Below are 17,788 nucleotides of genomic sequence, written 5' to 3'. Positions count from 1 at the left end.
CCGCACCGTCTGGAACGGCTTCCCGTCCGCACCGACCTGGTTGACCGTGACGAGCTTCGGAGGGTGCCCGCAGGCGCTCATCGCGCAGCCACCGCCACCACACCGGCGTGGACTCGAGTACGCGGATACGGGTCCGGGCACCGGCACTGGTCGTCAGAACGGCCGCAGACACACCGCTGATCGGCGCCCCAGGAGCTCCCCGGGACCATCGCGTTCACCGTGCCGCTCGGCGCATGCGCTTCCCCGCACCGGCACCGCCAGTACCCGCACAGCACGCAGGCGTCGTCCGCGGCGCGGACCAGGTAGTCCTCCGTACTCCACGGCGAACCGACAGCGAACGGCTCACCGTTCGGGCGCAGCACGTCCCGGACGATCACCGCCCACTGGGAGCAGCGGCGTCCCAGCAGAGCTCGGGCTCGTCCGGGATCCCGGACCACGGCCAGGACCTCGAACCTGCCGCGGACGTTCTGGTAGATCGCGCCCGGACGCCGCGGGCCGATCTGACTCTCGACGACCCGACGCAGCGCCTCAAGGATCACCGGGTCAGGCGTGGCCCTGGTCTGGGGTGCGGATAAGGGCTGTGTCGTGCTGTGTGCCATGCTGACGGTCATCTGGGCCTCCCAGTTGGGTCCAGTGGTGTGAGATCAGCCCCCGGGGAATGCCGTCCCTGGGGGCTGCTGACTGCCGTACGAGCAGCCAAGGCCCCGCCCACCCCACGTACGGGGTGGCCAGGGCCTTGACCGTTCGTCACGGTGTGCGGGTCAGCCGACCGTGACCGGGGCCTTCCAGGCGGCGTACTGCTTGCCCAGTTCGGCCTGGCGCCGGTCGTGCGCCTCTACGTTCTGGGGTGCCAGCGGGACCTGCGGGCCGCCGAACTCGCAGACCATCCCCGGCACACGCTCCGCACAGCGGTTGTTCGCCGCTTCGACCACCTTGCCGCCGTACCGAGCCCACTGCGCCTTGCGGACCGCCGGCGCCGACTGCCTCCGCTCGGCGCGCCGCGCCTGGCGGTCCTGCTCCGCGCGGGCCTCGCGGCGGGCGGGCTCCTGACCGAGGGCGAGCACGTAGCGGCGGGCCAGAATGCCGCCGTCCGTGCAGTGCTGACCACCGACGCACCGCGCGCAGCCCTTGCGGTGGGCAAGGTAGGACTGGCGGGCCGTCTCCAGCGTGACCTTCCCCTTGATCCGGGAAACCGGAGCGGCCGGGGCCGGGAGCGGCTTGTAGAACTGCTGGGCGGCGCGGCGGTTCTCCGGAGGCATCGCGTCGCGCAGCAGCCGGTTCTGCTCGGACTGCCAGCGCCGGACGTCGATGTCGATGACCACGAGCTGGTCGCTGCCGGGGCAGGCGACGCGCTTCTCGCCCTCCGCCATCTTGTCCGAGATGCAGTGCTCGCGGATCTTGAGGACCTTGTCGCCCATGATCCGGCGCCAGGTGCGACAGTCGGGGCAGGCGATCGACTTCATCTCATCCGGCCGGACGTTGTAGTCCTCCGAGGTCATACTGCTGAGCTTGAGCGCCTCACGGCGGTTCGTGTTCTTGGTCCGGACGCGGCCGAGACGCTTGCGGGGCATCGAATCCTCCTGACAGGGGTCGGGTGCGGGTGCTGCCTTCTCTGCCGCGCCAGGCCAGCGTTTCGGCAGGTTGGTCCTGGCGGACAGACAGCGCAGCAGCGCCGTTCGAGGTGGATCAGGTGGAGCTATTCGGTACAGGCGCCTAGGCCGGGGGAGCTCGGCTCACCCCACTGCCGCCGCCCCCAAAGAGGCAGTGACTCCTGCTGTTGTGCAGTCGTGCTGGTGCGGAAGACGCATAGCGCCGGTCGCAGACACCACGATGAAGTCTTCTAGAAGAGAAGTCAAGGTCTTCTAGAATGTGGTTGACTGTTGGCCATAGCCGAGTCGAAGGGAGTCGCCATGCCAGCCCCGGCCCCGAAGCCGCCAAAGTGGCGACAGATCGCGGATGAGATCGCGAGAAAGATCGAGAACGGCGTCTACGGCCCTGGCGACCGACTCCCGTCGGTCCAAGCCCTTGTCGCTGAGGGCAAGGGAGCCACAGCGACAGTCCATCGTGCCTACCAGGCCCTGGAGGCTGAAGGGCTGATTCGCACAACGCAGGGGAGTGGCACCAAGGTGCTGAGCCCCAGCGACATTCCTCCGTCGATCCTTACCGGCGCCGCACGTTTGGAGCGACTTCGTCGCACTGGCAGGCCGCTGGCTCCCCGGGAGACCTACGTGAACCCTCGCTCCCTCCTGCGATCGTGCGCGGATTCCGAGATTGCGAACCTCCTCGGAATCGACCTGTACGACGAGATCGTTCTGAGGAGTCGAACCTTCGTACAGGACGGCAAAGCGACGGTCTTGGCTCTGAACATGGTTCACATGCGGGCCCTAGGCCCCCTGCCGGAGCTGCTCGACGAAGGGCCGATGCCAAAGTTCCGGCACGACCTGTACACCGAGCGCACCGGGAAGACGATCACCGCAGGCCCGGAGCAGAGCACGGCACGTCTGGCATCCACCAACGAACTCGATGAGTTCGGCATCGACGTGCCACCGGACGTTCCCGTCCCGGTCCTCGTGTTGCGGACTCTCTACTCCGATGACGAAGGCCCACTGGAGGTATGGGAGGACATTCTCCGGCCTGGCGTGTGGCATGGAGGCCGTTCCTGACCTTCGGTGAATGGCCACTGATCTGCCCTCCAAATCCTTTCGCTGTGTGGAAGCCATCACACTCGCGAGAGACGGATTGCAACATCACAGATAGCTCGTCAAGTCGGTGCAGAGATTCCTCAACGCGTTTTCAACGAGTAGCTACACGCTGATTTCCGGGGTCCGCGCCTAGGGTCCCGAGCATGAGGCTGACGGAGGTTCAAGGGGTGGGACGGAAGCGGGCGGGGTGGCGTCCGGACAAACTTCGTGATCATCGCGAAGCACATGGTCTGACGCTCGAAGAGGCCGGCGAGCGGCTCCGGCTCCTTGCCGAGGAAGCTGGTCTGGAGGTCCCGGCGGCCAATCCACAGACCCTGAGCATGCACGAAACAGGCGAGAGCTACCCCGGCCCGCCGTATCGGCGGGTGTACTGCCTGCTGTACCGGGCCACGGAGCCGTCGCTGGGATTCCGGCCGGCGCTGCCCGGCGAGGAGACGGCCTTCGAGGTCACTCCGCTACCGGAGCAGCGCAATGGATCCCACGTCATCGCTGTGGAGCGGGCGTTGACGCGGATCGCCGATGGTGGGGGCATCGACAGTTACGGCTGGCAGCAGCGGGTGATGGAGGCGTGGAAGCGGCGCCGCACTGGTGGTGATCCGCACAAGCCGTGCGTGGTGTTGGTCGGCGGCTTCGCTGGAAGTGGCAAGACGGAGTTCGCCAGGTTCTTGACGCAGCTGACGGGCTGGCCGCTGGTTGATAAGGATCCGCTGACCAGGCCGTTGGTAGAGCCGCTGCTAACGGCGCTGGGGGCGCAGCCACACGATCGGCACACGGAGGTCTACCGCGAGAAGGTGCGGCCAGCCGAATACGCCGCGCTGATGCAGGTCGTGTACTCGAACGTGGCTTGCGGCATCAGTTCTGTGGTCACGGCCCCGTTCATCGCGGAGCTCACCGACGAGGAGTGGATGCAGCGGCTGATCAACAAGTGCTCCGCCCAGGGCGTGGACGTCGCGCCGGTCTGGGTGCGCTGCGACGTGGAGTCGATGTACGAGTACATCTCAGCTCGTGGCGCTGCACGGGACGCCTGGAAGCTCGAGTGCTGGAACGAGTACTTGCAGACGGTTGATCTCGACCTCCGACCTGCCGTGCCGCACCTGGTGGTCGATAACCGTCTAGGATCGGCGATCTCTCTAGCCGATCAAGCTCGCCAGGCAATCAAGACAATGTCGCCTTGATCCTCTGGAGCGGAAATGAAAATTTTCCTTTACGCCATCAGCTCATCGGATCAACCTGCGCCCGTAAAGATCGGGAAGACCCGCAATGTCAGAAAACGACTAGGCCAGTTACAGACGGCATCACCGTTTCCGTTGCAGGTGTGGTGGAGCAGGGAGACAAATGACCCGGATCTCGAGACCAAGCTGCATCGCTACTTCGCTGACAAGCGGATGTCGGGTGAGTGGTTCCAGTTCGAAGGAGCCAACTGGCTGCAGCTGGTCGCCGAGGCTGCCGACCAGCTAGAGGAGCAGCAAGCCACCCCTAGGCAGTCTCAGCAACCGGAACGCAGGCGAGTTCGCTCAGAGCTCACTTCGTTCCCGTTCGTGACACACGGCCACCGGTCGCCCAGCGATGTTCCCGATCACTCGCGTGAGATCGCGGGGACAGGCTTCCGGTGTAGCTGTGGCCACCCCATGGCCCTGCACGCTGGCTCGTGGCCCTATTCCTGCTGTTCCACGAACACCGGATGGGGTTGTCACGACCACTGCGAGTGCAACGCGTTCCGCAGCAATGTCCGCTGGTCGATGAAAACTTGGCTTGCACTCTCGCAGGAATGCGACCGATGCCAGGAAGCCCTCCGGAAGAATCCCGACGCTGAGTTGTGGTCGGCTAAGGACGAAAGAAAACTGAGCGTGTAATGAGCCAAGGCGTGATTCTCTACGGCCCGCCGGCGTCGGGCAAGGACACCGTCACTGCAGCGCTCACCGACCTGAGTCCGCGGTACGCGCAGTTCGCGCGGCTCAAGGTTGGCTCGGGCAAGAGCAGCGGCTACCGGATGGGCACGGCGGAGCAGCTGCGCGAGCTGGAGGCTGCGGGCGCCGTCGTCTACGCAAATTCCAGGTACGACAACACGTACGTCATCGACAGGCCCGGCCTGGATGACGCGTTCGAGGCTGGGGTCCCGGTTGTTCACCTCGGGCAGGTTGCTGGCATCCGTGCCCTGGTCGATGGCTACCCGGCCGACTGGTCGGTGGTGCTGCTGTGGTGCCCGCGCGAGGTGACCGAGCAGCGGTCTACGGGGCGCGGCGACAGTGACACGGCGGCGCGCCTGGTGGCGTGGGATGCGACCCGCGAGGACCTGGACAAGCACCCGGGTGCGACCTGGGACCTGACTGTTGACACCACGGCAGCGTCTCCGCAGGATGCTGCGCGGCTCATCGACCAGTTGCTGGCGCAGCGGGCAGGGGTGGCGACGGCATGAGCGCGGGTTACGGCTGGGCGAGTCGGTCCAGGGCGTCGGTGAGTGTGAGCTCGCCGTCGTCTTTGGCGTCGTGCCACCGTGCCAGCGTGTTCGCGGCGGCGCGCAGCATCTCCGGTGGGAGGCTGGCGGCCGCGAGCGCGTCGGCTGCTTCTTCCAGTTCCGGGCCCCAGCGCCAGGCGCGGGCTGCGGTCTTGGCGATGTACTGCGGCTCGGCGAGGTATGAGTCGGTGCGCTTCGAGGCGATCTCGATGAGTTCTTGGTCGACGCCGTGCTCGCGCGCCATGCCGACGGCGAGTGCCACCAGTACCCGCGACGTCTTCTGGAAGCTGGCGTACGACAGCTTGAGCGCGGATGCCTTCCCGACCTCCGTGCCTAGCACCGATGTCCGTACGGCGGTGGTCGCGAACAGTGCCTCGATGCGCTCGGTCGCGTCGGCCGGGCCGGACAGGTACAGGGTCGGCGTCTTACCGCCCACCGGCGGGGAGCCGACGACACCGCAGTCCACGACGGTCGTGTCCGGTCCTAGCAGTGCGGCGATCCGCTGCGTCCGTTCGGGGTTGATCGCGTTCGCTTCTGCGTACACCCCGGCGAAGTGGTGCCCGGCGAGATTGCGGGCCAGGTCCTCGGCAGCGGCCGGCGGGCAGAGGCTGATGACGATGTCGCTGCGGTCCAGTAGCTCGGGCAGCGTGGCTACCGGGGTCAGGCCGAACTGCTCGGCGCGCGCGGCGGAGGTGGCGCTTCGCCCGGCCTGGCACCACAGGACGTCGTTCGCGTTGGTCGCGGCGCAGGCGGCGACGGCGGCGCCCATGCTGCCGGGGTGGAGGATGCCGACGGTCGGCTCGGCCACGGTGCTACTCCGTTTCGTTGAGCAGGATGTTGATGGCGTCGGGGACGTCGTCGACGGTGTGGTCCGCGGGGGAGAGAGTGTCGGGCCATGGTCGGCCGCCGCGCAGCCAGATGGTGCGCAGGCCGGCTTGTCGGCCTCCGGCGATGTCCCCGGCTGGGTTGTCGCCGATCATCCAGCCGCCGTCAGTGAGGTTCACGCCGCAGCGGGCAGCTGCGAGTTGGAAGAGGCCCCGGTCGGGCTTGCGGATCTTCGTATCGCCGGAGACTGCGATGCCGTCGACCAGGAGGTCGAGGCCGACGGCGGTGAGTTTTGCCTGCTGGATGTCGCTGGCGCCGTTGGTGGCGATGCCGATTGTCCACGTGGCGGCGCGCAGGCGCGTCAGGCCTTCGAGGACTTGGGGTCGGCAGGTGACGGCTTTCGCTATCAGGTCGACGTATTCCTCCCACAGCTGTGTGGTTGGCTCCGGCAGGTCGAAGGCGGTTCGCAGGTGGGTGAAGTCGTCGGGGTTCGCTCGGTCGGCCAGCTCGGTGAGCAGCCATCGTTGGATGGTGGCGTCGTAGCGGTGTGTGCGGCAGAGGTTCGTTACGGCGGTACTGAGCGCCGTCTGCCGGTCGACGAGTGTGCCGTCCAGGTCGAAGAGGGCCAGGGGCATGGGGGCGACCCTAGTGCTCTGATTAGTTGTCTTACACGAGAGACTGCCGGGCGGTGGTTCCCATGGGGCGGGATGAGGGGAAGGACTTCCGCCCGCCTCATGGGCTCCATCAAGCCATTGGGTCGAACTGTCTTGGTGCCGCTGGCAAGGTCTGGTCGAGTTGTGGTCATTGCCAGTGTGACCAGGGCGTCTGTGCCCCCTGATGGGGGCCATGGCTTCATGCGGGAGGGTGAGGAACGTATGCCCCGGATGACTCAGTGCTTCGGTTCTGTTCGTTCCGGTCTTCTGTCCTTCGCGGTTGCACGTCGTGGGCGGTGTTCCTGCGGTCGACGGGTTCCCCTTCCAGTGCTTTCCTGGCCCTCCGTCAGCGACGGGCCCGGGCTCGGCGACACGAGCGTTGGCGGGGCATCAAACGTCTTAGCGGGGGAGTATCGTGTCCCCGACGTTGATCAAAGAAGTGGCCCCATCGACCTTGAGCAAGTCGAGATGGGGCCAGTGGCCGCGGACCTTGTGAGAGGGGTCCGACGGCCCGCCGAGCACCCTTTTAGCCATACGAAGGTGATCGACATGAATCAGGGTACCCGTGCCCAGCCCCAGACACACAGCACCCCGCCGTGGGGTCAGCGACGTATGCATGTGCGCTGGCCCGTCGGCGGGGTGTTCGTGTTTGATGCCGCACCCGACCAACCCTCCGCAGAGGGGGTCGAGATGACGTAGGTCTGGGGGCGGCGCCTGCGATGCAGGGCTTCTAGCCGCCCGGGGCCGAGCCCCGTGGTGATGCCACTCACCACGGCTCAGTGCCTCATCTGGTCTCCGGAGTGGCCTGGCAGGGCCTCCCCGGAGGGGTTGTTCGACCGGTTGCCGCCGTATCGAACAGTTCGATCTCTGGTTCTGCTCTGAACCCGAAGCACCCGAGGGGGCTTCGCTATGCCCTTCGTCGCTAGAAGGAGGACGTCGTCATTTTGCACGACCACTGCGGCTTGCGCCAGCCCAGCTATGCCCGTTTCGCTCAGGTTCGCCTGATTTCAGGGTCCCGCCCGGCGGAATCTCACAGCCCGATTCGCCCGATCCATCCCACCGTCCAGAACTCTTGCTCGACCGGTGTCACACCGCGGTCAGCATCAACACCTGTAGCAAGTGTGACGACCTCTACCCCACTCACCGTGCTGCTTGCTCCCTCCACCGACGTCTCCTCCGCTGCCATCAGCCACCCGTGCAGCTCCGCCCGACCTCTGTCCACAGGTGACCTGGATCAGGGTCACCAGATGCATCACGTTCTGAAGTCCTTCCGGGCTGCTGAGTGAGCGCCGTGGCGGCACCCGCCGCCGTGGTGATCCTTTCTCCCCGTTCATCTGCGTCACCGGCCCACAAAAGCGAAGCCTCGCTGCCAGTGCTGTTCGTCCGAGGGCCGCAACAGGAGGTGGACCGCACCGAGTCCCGTCATGCGCAGCCGCGGGCGTGGCTGCGTGTTGTGAGCTGGCTGGTGGGTGCGGGGCTTCATCCGCGTGCCGGGATCTCAACGTTGCGGGTGGCTAAGGATCTGGCGGGGCGGATGGACTACGACCGCGGGCTGGTGCTGTACGGCTTGGATGGGATCGTCCGCCGTACTGGGCTGTCGCGGGCGACGGTGAAGCGGCATGTGGCGGTTCTGCGGGAACTGGGTGCGCTGGTGTGGGTGCGGCATGGGTCGAAGCGCAATCTGCGGCTCCCGGGTCGGGCGTATGCAGCGACGGCGACGATCTACGGGGCAGCAATCCCGCCTGTCTATGACCGCGCCAGGGGCCACCGGATCGCCGGGCGGGGATACGAGGCCCGGGTGTGCGGAGTGACAGAGGAGGGACGGGCCCAGGCGGTCGCCGCTGCCAGCGCTGCTGCTCGACCTGTGGATAACTCCCGTCCATCGGCCTGTGAGCCCCATTCCCTTGGGGGTTCCCCCCCGGAGGGTCAGGCTGGGGTAGTGGGTGGTGATACAGACACCTCGCAGGCGAGGCGTTCAACGACACCTCCCACCCGGACACGGAAGACAAAGCGAGCGAAGCACGGGCCGAAGCGTGCGACCCGGCAGGTCGCGCGGGACATCGCCATCGCCCGGCAGGTGCGGCCGTTGGTGACCTGGGCTCAGCGTGAGTCCCTGCGCCGTCTGGCCTTTGCGCTGCGTCCGCTCATCGACCGGGGGCTGGACGGCGTGCAGATCGCCGCAGAGCTGCACGGCATGTGCATGGGCTGGAGGCCAGCCAATCCCGCGGCCTATATCCAGGTGGCCCTGGCCCGCGATGCACAGCGCGAAGGGCAGTTGGCGACGCGGTGCCCGGCTCAGCCCACCTGGCCTTCAGGCCCCACAGAGCCCGTTGCGGAGTGGGGGCGCGCGTTGGAGGAGATGCGCCGTCTCGAGGAGGAGGAGGAACTGGCGGTGGTAGCCGAGGTCGGCGAGGGCCAGCTGATGGATGCTGAGCTCCTGGACCCGGCCGACGTCGCCACGCTGCGGGGTGCCGCTGAAAGCGACATCGGCATCGTCCTCGCGGCGCTTTCGGTGAGCGAGGTGTACGCCGTGACCTTGTACGGCCCGGACCTTGTCCGCCGGGCAGAGGGCAGCCGGTCGTCCACGATGGTCCTGAACTCCACCTTCCAGCCGACGTAGCTGCTGCCGTCCAAAAGGGCCGAGGTCTTCATGCATAACTCCGGGACAAGGGTGGTGCGTTGGTGTCTGTAAGCACCGCTAATCTGGCTAGTCTCGGTGACAAGGAGTGATCAGTGGGGAACCGTCAGCAGCGCCGTAAGCGGCAGCAGCAGAACGCCCGCAAGAAAGCGCAGCAGCAAGCCCGTACGCAGCACGTCGCGCGGCGATGGTTAGTTCCCAGCGCGGAGGAGCCTCTGCTGGAGGTGCACTTCGAGGACGGGGTCACTGCCTCGGACAGGGAGCTGTGCTTGAAGTACTGGGCTTTCACCCAGCCCGGTACGTGGACGCACAAGGTGGCCGATCTGGGAAGCACGACGAAGGTCTTGCTGACGGTGAAGGCTGCTTGCACCGCCACCATTCCGCACTTCGTGTGCCCCCAGTGTTCGGGTCCGCTCACCGCCCGCTCCCGGTCTGACCTGGCGACGTGGCGGGTCTGGCACCCCGATACCTTCCCCCGCGCCGAGCAGACAGCCAAGATTCCCTGCGATCAGTGTCACGAATCCGCAGCCCGTGCCCGGCAGAAGGCGGAGCAGGAGGAAGCGGAGAGGTGGCGCCGCGAGAAGGAGGAGGCGAAGGCGAAGGAGCAGGCCGCCACGCAAGCCCGGGTGGAGGCAGCCAGCAACTGGCTGGCCGATCATCGGAACCGGCCCGAGCCCGGTGACCTTCCTGAACCTGCCGAGGCCCTCACGCTCCTCACCATGATCGACATCATGGTGAGGAGGGATGTGCACACGTTCGGCCCGCTGAAGGACACGGACTACCTCCTCAGCGTCTCCCACAGCGCCGATCTCCATGCGCTCAAGGCCCTGTACAAGCAGCGGTGGATCGCGCCGGCGCTCCCGGCCACCATCGGTGATTTCGTCTTCCGGGACGACCGCACCGTCGAGGCCGTCTACGTCGACCAGGTGCCGTGGCAACTGGCTCACGCTCTCGGTGATGAGACCCCTCAGAGCACCCCGGACCTTGCTGAGCACCTGCGGCTCTTCCTGCTCGACAGTCCGGAGGAGCTGACAACACTCGTAGAAGACCTCGATGTCACCACCGCGGTCACCTACCTCAACGATCTCCTCGTCACCAAGTACCAGGAGGAGCCCCTGCCCGAGCACCGCCTGCAGGATGCCCATGACTACTGCCGCAGGGCACTTCACAGCGGGCTCACCTTTGGGCAGCTCCTGGCCACAGCCTGGAGTGCCGCCGCCGCAGCGGTGGCCTGGGGGCAGCGCACCCGCGGCCTCCGCCCCGGCGCCGTGTCCTCCGCCGCGGTGACGAACCTCGAACGGCGCCTGGGTTTCGCCCGAGACCGGAAAGTCCCCGAGTACGACCTGCCGCACTGGGTCACCCCTCCGGCGAACCGGTCCACCGCGCTACGGCTCCTGGAACAGCATCAGGCCGAGAGCCAGGCCCTCAGTCGGTTCCGGTCCCTGCAACAGCGCATCGCCTCCCGCGAAACCGATGCCTGGGAACTCGACGCCGACCTCGCAGAAGCCGAAGCCACCGGTTCCGGCGTGCCCCCGGACACTGACTTCGAACGCGACCTCGCCAAGCTGCTGGGCACCGACAGCCGGCCCCAGGACACGCGGCCCCTGAGGTACGCACTTGTCTCCCCCGACGGCTCGCTGGAATTCCATACCGAGAGTGCAGACGCCATGAGGACGAAGGTGGGCCTCGCCGGAGCGGGGCTGGTCGACCGCATCGTCCTGCCGGGGCCGGGACTGGTGCACGCCTACGTAGCAGAGGTCGTTCCCGCCAGTCAGAAGACCGCCAACCCCATCGCCGACACCATGCTCCAGCTCATGGGGTCCTACGACGGACCGTTCCACGGGCCGATCTCCTTCTTCTCCGTGCGACCCGACAGCCTCACCCCTCACAGCCTCGACGCCGAGCAGCAAGACCTCCTGCGAGCAGCCCACGAAGTCGCCCAGGCACGCGCGACCCCTCAGGGCCCGGTGCGCTGATCAATCCGCCCTCCGCCGACCACCTCGGGAGATGCGCATGATCCTCCCTCGCAACACCAGCCGCCCGATCGTCCAATGCGACCAATGCCCTGGCCAGCCCACGCTCCCCACACACTTCGAGGACACCGACACCCGCAGGTGCGTGCGCTGCCAGGGAGAACATCGCTGGTTGCCCGAGCCTCACCCAGACGATCACCTTTGCACCGTGTGCCGACGTGAGTGCCCGGTGTGTCAGGCCGTCACCGACCAGACCGACGGCAAGCTCTGCCGCCACTGCCAGGGACGATGCCGCACCTGCTCCACCCGGCTTCCACAACGCCCAGCCCCCACCCCCACCCGCGTCGAAGCCACACACCGCAAGGACAAGCGAGACCGCTGGGCTCGGATCTACTACCCCCTCACCGGAGACCAGGACCTCTGTGACGCCTGCCAGCGCGCCACAGTCAGTACTGACCCCCTCCGCGCAGTCCTGGCCGCACTCCCGGACAAGCTGCTGCACGCCTGCGGAGGCGGAGTACCGGCCACCGTCGTCCAGACCATCCAGACCGAACTGCTGCGCACCACGGCCGCCCGGATCGCCGCGCGGATCGAACGCCGCTGGTGGGGCACCTGGGCCGTGCGGCCCCTGAAGCGCGAGGCCGAACCCGGTCAGGACGGGTACGGGCCGGACGATGTCGCGGTGTGGCTGCTGGCGCCCACGCCGTGCGACGGGCGGTGCGAGGACGGCTGGCGTCCAGCCACGCGGCCGACCGAAGACGATCAGCCGTGCCCCGTGTGCCGCGGCGGGTGGCTCCTGCCCGACCGCCGCCTCGAACCCGATACTCGAGACGACCGCGACCATTACGAATCGGAGCAGCCCGCGTACACCGCGGCGAACCGCACCCCGGCCCAGGCGGTCGCCCACCGACCCCCGCACCGCGAATGCGAAGGCCGAGGTGGAACCTGCGGCCGACCCGTCGGCGACCCCTACAACCAGTGCCCCGCCTGCCTCGACTGGCCCCTATGCGCCTGCGGCACCCGCCGCTACGACCCAGACCGAGGAACGGTGTGCGCCTCGTGCCAGCCATGAGCCAGCGGCGTCACGCAGGCGAGCCGATGAGCTGCCGCACCCGCACAGGCTGGGCGGCGCCTGTCGGCTCGCACTGCGGACCACGGACGTGGGAAGCGGGGGAGTGATGGCGGCACGACGACGGCGCCGGCGCCTGAAGAAGCAGACCCGCAAGCAGTTGCAGGTCTGGGGTGCGGTGGCGGCGGTGATCGCCATGGTGTGGGTCGCCGCGAACTGGTCGACGGTGTGGCCCGTCCTGGTGACGGTGCTCACCGCGGCCGCGCTGGGCGGGGCCGCCTGGGCACTGCTGCGGGCGCACCGCCAGGCGGTCGGCCGGGACCGGGCGTGGCGAGCGCAGGAGGAGTCCCGGGCGCGCGAGTTGTCCATGGCCCAGGTCGACGCCTTGTCGTGGCAGGAATTCGAGACGTACGTCGCGGGGCTGTGCCGGCGGGACGGCTGTAGAGAGGTCGTCGTCAGCGGCAAGAGCGGCGACCTGGGCGCGGACGTCGTCGGCTACCTGGCCGACGGCCGCAAGCTGGTCATCCAGTGCAAGAAGTACGCGGCGCATCGGAGCGTGTCCTCGCAGGACATGCAGAAGTTCGTCGGCACCGCCCGTCTCGAGCACGGCGCGGACGTCGCCCTGTTCGTCACTACCTGCCGCGCGTTCACGAGAGACGCGCTGGGCCTGGCGCTGCGCCAGGACATCGTGGCCCTGCACCGCGACCTGCTGGGCTCCTGGGTCAAAGGCGCTCACCTGGAGAGCCTGATCCCGCTGAACGGCAGTGGCGGCGGCACCAGACGGCGCCCCAGATGACGGACGGCAGGGCCCGGCGGAAGATCCTCCGGGCCCTGCCTCTTGTCGTACGCCCTCCGGGCCGCGAGAGTCGTCATCGTCGGGGCCGGGAGGAAGACCAGTGGCTGACCTATTGGCCGTGCCACCTTGCGGAGGTGCCCCGCTGCAACGGGGCCTCCTGCGTTCTGCGGTGCGTGTCCGGACCGTTGGACCTGCGCCTCTTCTGCACGCGTACGCACGGCACGCGCACGTGGGAACGAGTTCAAGAATGGGGGGATAATGAGTCCTCGTACAGAGCTGTAGGCAGACACTTTCCCCCGTCCAAGCTCTACCCGGCCTGACCTGCACTGATGTGGCAGGCTCGCGGGTTGTTAAATCCGGCGGCGAACCATCCTTTGAACAATTCCGTTCCGGCCGTTAGATAACAGGTCGCCCGTTTATTTACGGCCTGCCTCCAATGGGAACTGAATCGGCATTCTCGCGCGTAAGCGTGGGTAGCGTGGGCTTCGCTGGCGCCTGTGGCTGCAACCACCGGCGTGAAGCCCTGTGCCCTGCAAGGCACTTGAACACCAAGTTCCGGACCGTCAGATGACCATCCGCCTCCTGATTGGGAGTCAACTTCCTTGTCGTACCTGCTTCCCGAGCCCGTTCCTGCTGAGCAGAACGGGCCGTGCACGCACACCCCGGCGAGCGCCGCCAAGTCCTCGCCGCTGGCCTCCTTACTCCTGCTGGTCATACTCCTGGCCGCGCTGTTCGTCCTGCTCGCCCGCGGGATGAAGCTGGAGGAGGCCCTCGCCATCCTGGGGGCCGGCGGTCTGCTGGCCGCCGAACTGCGTCAGCGTCTGCTCTGACCCGATGCCCTGCCGGGGCCCGTCTCACCGACGGGCCCCGGTCCTGTTCCGGGCACGGGAAGGAGATGGACGCCGTGGCCCGCCCCATGAAGCAGCTGCCCCGCACCAACGACCCCCTGGTGGCCTTCGCGCGCGACCTCCAGGCGCTGCGCAAAGAGGTCGGCAACCCGCCACTGGCGGTGATGGCCGAACACAGCGGGCTGTCGACCGCGACGCTGTCGAACGCCCACGCGGGCAAGAAGCTGCCGACCTGGGCGACCGTCAACGGCTACGTCCTGGCTTGCGGCGGCGACCCCGAGAGCTGGAGCGCGCGCTGGGAGAGCCTGCGCCTGGCCGCCGCCGGCTCTTCCGGCGACATGTGCCGCGAGGCTCTGAGCCGCTGGCAGCGCACCGGCAACCTCACCCCGCCGCACGCCGTCGACGAGGGTGAGCTGCGCGAGCTTTTGAAGACGCTGCTTGACTTCAACGGCCTCAGCCACCGCACCCTCGCCAAACAGGCACCCGGCTACTCCCACGTGACGTACGGGGCCGTCCTGCGCGGCGCCCGCCCGCTGAAGGCGAAGATCCTCTACCAGATCCTCATCGGCTGCGGCGTCTACTCACTGCGAAGCCAGGAGGCGTGGTTCCAGCTCCTGAGCAGCTTCTCCCGGAGTGAAGGAGTCGAAGGAGGCAAGCTACTGGCCCGGGTGGGCCGGCCCCTGCGCTACGCCGGCGACCTCGACCTGAAGATGCTCAAGACCATCCTCGAACGCCTTGAACGCTGCCGCGGGCTGCTCGCTGTCGAGATCGTGTCGCACGACAGCATCAACGCCCTGCGCACCGCGTACGAGGACATGCTGGCGCTCCTGCTGTCCTCGCTGCAGCGCTCCCACGTCCAACTGCCACCCAAGCTCGGCTACGCCCTCAACCGGGTCGTCGGCGAGCTGCGCAACAGCTCGGTCCCCAACCCGGCCGCCATCGACGCACTCGTTCCGCTCGCCATGCCGTTCCACCCCCGCCTGCGCACCCGGGCCGTCATGGCGCTGAAGAACGCCGGCGAACTGCTGCGCCGGGCAGAGGCCGGCGAACTGAACATCCGGGGGGTGGTGGGGCTCCGGCTTCCACTGCCGCCGCCCCTGCAGGTCCAGCAGGCCACACCGACCGCCTCGTAGTTCCCCAGCGCGTGACCGGCGCCGCGGCGTCAGCCGGTGACCGGCTGCCGCGCGCCGGCCCTGATGCGCTGGGCGTCGAGTTCCTCCAAGGCCGCGCCCGGGCGGGCGGCGACCTCGGGCCAGGTTCGACGTCTGGCGAGCGCGATATCGTGGAGGACACGACACGGAGCGAGGCAGCATGAGCGAGGCAGTAGCCGACGGACACGGCCCCCTGATCCCGCAGCCAAAGGCGACCGCGGAGGAGCTGCGTGCCGCGCTGGTGCGGATCGCTCCGAGCCAGGTGGCCGCATTCGACGCCGACCGGACGAAGGCGATGGCGGCCGCGCGTGAGCATGTGGACGCGGCGCCGATGCGGCGGTTCCTGCGGCAGTGGGCGTTGACCGTGGCGATCGAGCGCCACCCCGCCCGCGCAGCACGCCTGCGTGAGCTGGAGGCACGCGCCGCGCAAGTGGAGGACCTGACGGAGGCCCGCGCCATCGCCGCCGAGGTGTCCGCCATCCAGACCGCGGCGGCGGACGAAGCGGGTATCGACCGGCGGGCTGGCGGTTGACCGACAAGAATGGATGGCGGTGGGAGTTCGAGCCCGACTTCGAGCACGTGGCGAAGGGACTGCCCGAACGCGTTATCGCTGAAGTGGAGAGGCTCGCCGGACAACTCATTGACCTGGCCGAGATGGGGATCGACGTCACGGACATCGGAGAAGGCCCGCGTCCAGGTATCGCCGGCGGCGTGCGGCGCCTTCCCCTCCTTGAGGACGGCTTCATGCTGGCGCTGCCATTGCCCCGCCTACAGCTGATCGCCGTCACGTACATCTGCCCGCCGTTCGCGGACCTCTAGCGCCTCCAAGCGCCGTAGCTCATCGGCCCGGACCAACGATTGAAGGGGCCGCGCCCGCCGGACAGTGGCGGACGCGGCCCCTTTAAGTTCGGGGGCTTCACGCAGGTAGCCGGGCGGCTTGATCAGTCGTCTCCATCGTCGTCCTGGACGAGGTCCGCGTCCACCCAGTGCCGGAATTTGCCGCGCTCATAGGGGTCCAGCCAAGGTGAGCCCAAAAGCCGCCACGGGATGATCTTGACCGTCTGATGCCCTGCGGTCCCTCTAGTACTGGCGAACAGCTCGTGTCCAGGATTCCGGGATTCTGATCTTCTCAGGCCCTGGGGCTGGGGATGATCACGCGGGCAAGGCGTGAGGCGCCTTGGAAGCTGGGCGTCGAGTGGGGTGGGGACGACCTCGATCGAGAGGACCGCATATCCGCGGTTCAAGCGGCTGATCACCGCGCGTGAGCTGCACGTGTTCTTCACTCCGAGCGAGGAGGAGCGGGTCTGGGTCGAGGAGGTCACGGACTCCGACGAGCACCAGCTCGCGCTGTTGGTCGCGCTGAAGTCGTATCAGCGGATGGGGTGTTTCCCGAGGGCGTACGACGTGCCGGATCAGGTGGTGGAGTTCGTGCGCCGGGCGGTGGAACTGGCGGAGAGTACGTTGCCGGTGTACGCGTCGGGCCGGACGGCGGAGCGGTACCGGTCGTGGGTGCGTGAGCGGTACCAGGTGCGCTATGACGGCCCGGCGGCCCGCGCTCTGGCGGAAGAGACGATGCGCGTCGAGGCGGCGTCGAAGAACAATCCGGCGGACCTGATCAACATCGCGTTGGAGAAGCTGGTCGAGGCCGGGCTGGAGATCCCGCGGTTCTCCACGCTGGACGCGATGGCGTCCGCGGTGCGGGGGCAGGTCAACGAGGAGATCCTGACGGGGATCCGGGGCCGGATGGCCGGGGAGGAGCGGGGCCGGCTGCTGGGGCTGCCAGAAGTGATCGGGCTGGACGGCAAGACGCTGTTCAACGCGCTCAAGCAGAACCCGGGCCGGGAGACCTGGTCGCATTTCAAACGGCTCAAGGGCCACCTGGAGTGGGTGGACGGGCTCGGTGATCCGGGGAAGTGGCTTGAGGGCGTCGCGTCGTCGAAGACCGCGGACTTCGCGGGCGAGGCGGAGGCCCAGGACGCCGGGATGCTGAAGGACTACACCGAGGCCAGGCGGGTGGCGCTGATCGCGTGTCTGGCTGCCAAGGCCCGCATGCGCGCCCGCGACGATGTGGCCACGATGTTCTGCAAGCGCATGGCGGCGAAGGCGAAGAAGGCCCGCGAGGAGCTGGCCGAGATCCACCGCCAGCAGCAGGAGATCGTGGAGGCGTTGATCGGCAACTACCGCACCCTGCTCCAGCAGGTCGACAACAGCCTCATCGGCGGCGCTGCCGCATCGGCCCGGCCCGGATCGCGATCTCGCGGCGGAGTGTGCTGGTCCGGATATATGACGGCACATCAACTTCAGTCATTCGTAGATGACTTCTGGTCAAAGGGGCCTCCCTGTCAGCTCCCGGGAGCTGACAGGGGCGCTCCGGAAGGTCAGGATATCCGGCATCCACAGGGGGGCGTCATGAGCACTGCCGAGAGCGCACCGGCAACCGAACCTCGGGGCGGGGAGGAGCCGGACGCCGGAGCGGAACTGGCGCGGCGGGTCTTCACCGGCCAGGAGCGCTGGGGCTGGGAGTTCGTCCAGCCGTCCGCGCCCCCCGCACACCGGGACGCCCAGCATCCGCCCGTCTACTCCGAACCCTCCGGCGACGAGGTCCGCGCCATGGAGGAGCGCGCCATGACTGTTCCGAAGAACAGGGGCACGGGCTGTCTCCTCCTGCTCGCGGGCAT

The 17,788-nt window shown here is 67.8% G+C and carries 17 protein-coding genes; 13 read left to right on the top strand and 4 right to left on the bottom strand.

Going from position 1 to position 17,788, the window contains the following annotated elements; genetic code table 11:
• Positions 1–77: 77 nt before the first annotated feature.
• Together NMK44_RS40480 and NMK44_RS40475 are read right to left on the bottom strand one after the other, a co-directional pair.
• Entirely contained in the window at positions 78–611 is a 534-nt protein-coding gene (locus NMK44_RS40480) for a hypothetical protein (RefSeq protein WP_254752973.1), read from the bottom strand.
• A 150-nt stretch (positions 612–761) separates the two neighbouring features.
• Positions 762–1,571, bottom strand: a complete 810-nt coding sequence (locus tag NMK44_RS40475; protein WP_254752971.1) for a hypothetical protein — start codon at positions 1,569–1,571, stop codon at positions 762–764.
• A 309-nt stretch (positions 1,572–1,880) separates the two neighbouring features.
• On the opposite strand from NMK44_RS40475, the gene NMK44_RS40470 reads away from it, so the two are divergent.
• The 4 genes from NMK44_RS40470 (at position 1,881) to NMK44_RS40460 (ending at position 5,118) form a co-directional block, all read left to right on the top strand.
• Positions 1,881–2,663, top strand: a complete 783-nt coding sequence (locus NMK44_RS40470; protein WP_254752969.1) for a GntR family transcriptional regulator — start codon at positions 1,881–1,883, stop codon at positions 2,661–2,663.
• Between the two features lie 182 nt (positions 2,664–2,845).
• Positions 2,846–3,877 (top strand): AAA family ATPase, encoded by a 1,032-nt coding sequence (locus NMK44_RS40465; protein WP_254752967.1) that lies wholly within the window; start codon positions 2,846–2,848, stop codon positions 3,875–3,877.
• 15 nt (positions 3,878–3,892) lie between these two features.
• The gene (locus NMK44_RS42855; protein ID WP_374215415.1) at positions 3,893–4,555 is read left to right on the top strand and encodes a GIY-YIG nuclease family protein; all 663 of its coding nucleotides are present in this window, start codon (positions 3,893–3,895) and stop codon (positions 4,553–4,555) included.
• Entirely contained in the window at positions 4,555–5,118 is a 564-nt protein-coding gene (locus NMK44_RS40460; protein ID WP_254752965.1) for a phosphotransferase-like protein, read from the top strand. Before NMK44_RS42855 ends, NMK44_RS40460 begins: the two co-directional genes overlap by 1 nt.
• A gap of 7 nt (positions 5,119–5,125) precedes the next feature.
• Here the strand turns inward: NMK44_RS40460 and NMK44_RS40455 are convergent, their stop codons facing one another.
• Positions 5,126–5,965, bottom strand: a complete 840-nt coding sequence (locus NMK44_RS40455) for a DUF1932 domain-containing protein (RefSeq protein ID WP_254752963.1) — start codon at positions 5,963–5,965, stop codon at positions 5,126–5,128.
• A gap of 4 nt (positions 5,966–5,969) precedes the next feature.
• Entirely contained in the window at positions 5,970–6,617 is a 648-nt protein-coding gene (locus NMK44_RS40450) for an HAD family hydrolase (protein ID WP_254752961.1), read from the bottom strand.
• A gap of 2,107 nt (positions 6,618–8,724) precedes the next feature.
• On the opposite strand from NMK44_RS40450, the gene NMK44_RS40445 reads away from it, so the two are divergent.
• From NMK44_RS40445 to NMK44_RS40405, 9 genes are all read left to right on the top strand, one after another.
• Positions 8,725–9,255 carry a hypothetical protein gene (locus NMK44_RS40445; RefSeq protein ID WP_254752959.1) on the top strand — a complete coding sequence of 177 codons (531 nt, stop codon included), beginning with the start codon at positions 8,725–8,727 and terminating at the stop codon, positions 9,253–9,255.
• A gap of 242 nt (positions 9,256–9,497) precedes the next feature.
• Complete coding sequence (locus NMK44_RS40440) at positions 9,498–11,249, top strand: hypothetical protein (RefSeq protein WP_254752957.1); 1,752 nt, start codon at positions 9,498–9,500, stop codon at positions 11,247–11,249.
• Positions 11,250–11,454: 205 nt separating this feature from the next.
• Positions 11,455–12,318, top strand: coding sequence for a hypothetical protein (locus NMK44_RS40435; protein ID WP_254752955.1), 864 nt, complete (start codon positions 11,455–11,457; stop codon positions 12,316–12,318).
• Positions 12,319–12,424: 106 nt separating this feature from the next.
• Complete coding sequence (locus NMK44_RS40430; protein WP_254752953.1) at positions 12,425–13,111, top strand: restriction endonuclease; 687 nt, start codon at positions 12,425–12,427, stop codon at positions 13,109–13,111.
• 602 nt (positions 13,112–13,713) lie between these two features.
• Positions 13,714–13,941, top strand: a complete 228-nt coding sequence (locus NMK44_RS40425) for a hypothetical protein (RefSeq protein WP_254752951.1) — start codon at positions 13,714–13,716, stop codon at positions 13,939–13,941.
• Between the two features lie 74 nt (positions 13,942–14,015).
• Positions 14,016–15,092: a hypothetical protein gene (locus NMK44_RS40420; protein ID WP_254752949.1), complete on the top strand. Its 1,077-nt coding sequence runs from the start codon at positions 14,016–14,018 to the stop codon at positions 15,090–15,092.
• A 178-nt stretch (positions 15,093–15,270) separates the two neighbouring features.
• Positions 15,271–15,642 (top strand): DUF6247 family protein, encoded by a 372-nt coding sequence (locus NMK44_RS40415; RefSeq protein ID WP_254752947.1) that lies wholly within the window; start codon positions 15,271–15,273, stop codon positions 15,640–15,642.
• Positions 15,639–15,929: a hypothetical protein gene (locus NMK44_RS40410; protein WP_254752945.1), complete on the top strand. Its 291-nt coding sequence runs from the start codon at positions 15,639–15,641 to the stop codon at positions 15,927–15,929. Before NMK44_RS40415 ends, NMK44_RS40410 begins: the two co-directional genes overlap by 4 nt.
• 381 nt (positions 15,930–16,310) lie before the next feature.
• The coding region (locus NMK44_RS40405) for a DUF4158 domain-containing protein (protein ID WP_254752943.1) at positions 16,311–17,788 on the top strand (1,478 nt) is incomplete at its 3' end.

The organism is Streptomyces cucumeris (assembly GCF_024295805.1).
Taxonomy (GTDB): Bacteria; Actinomycetota; Actinomycetes; order Streptomycetales; family Streptomycetaceae; genus Streptomyces; species Streptomyces cucumeris.
Note: the sequence above shows the minus strand (reverse complement) of the source record. Positions and strands in the feature narration are given on the sequence as shown.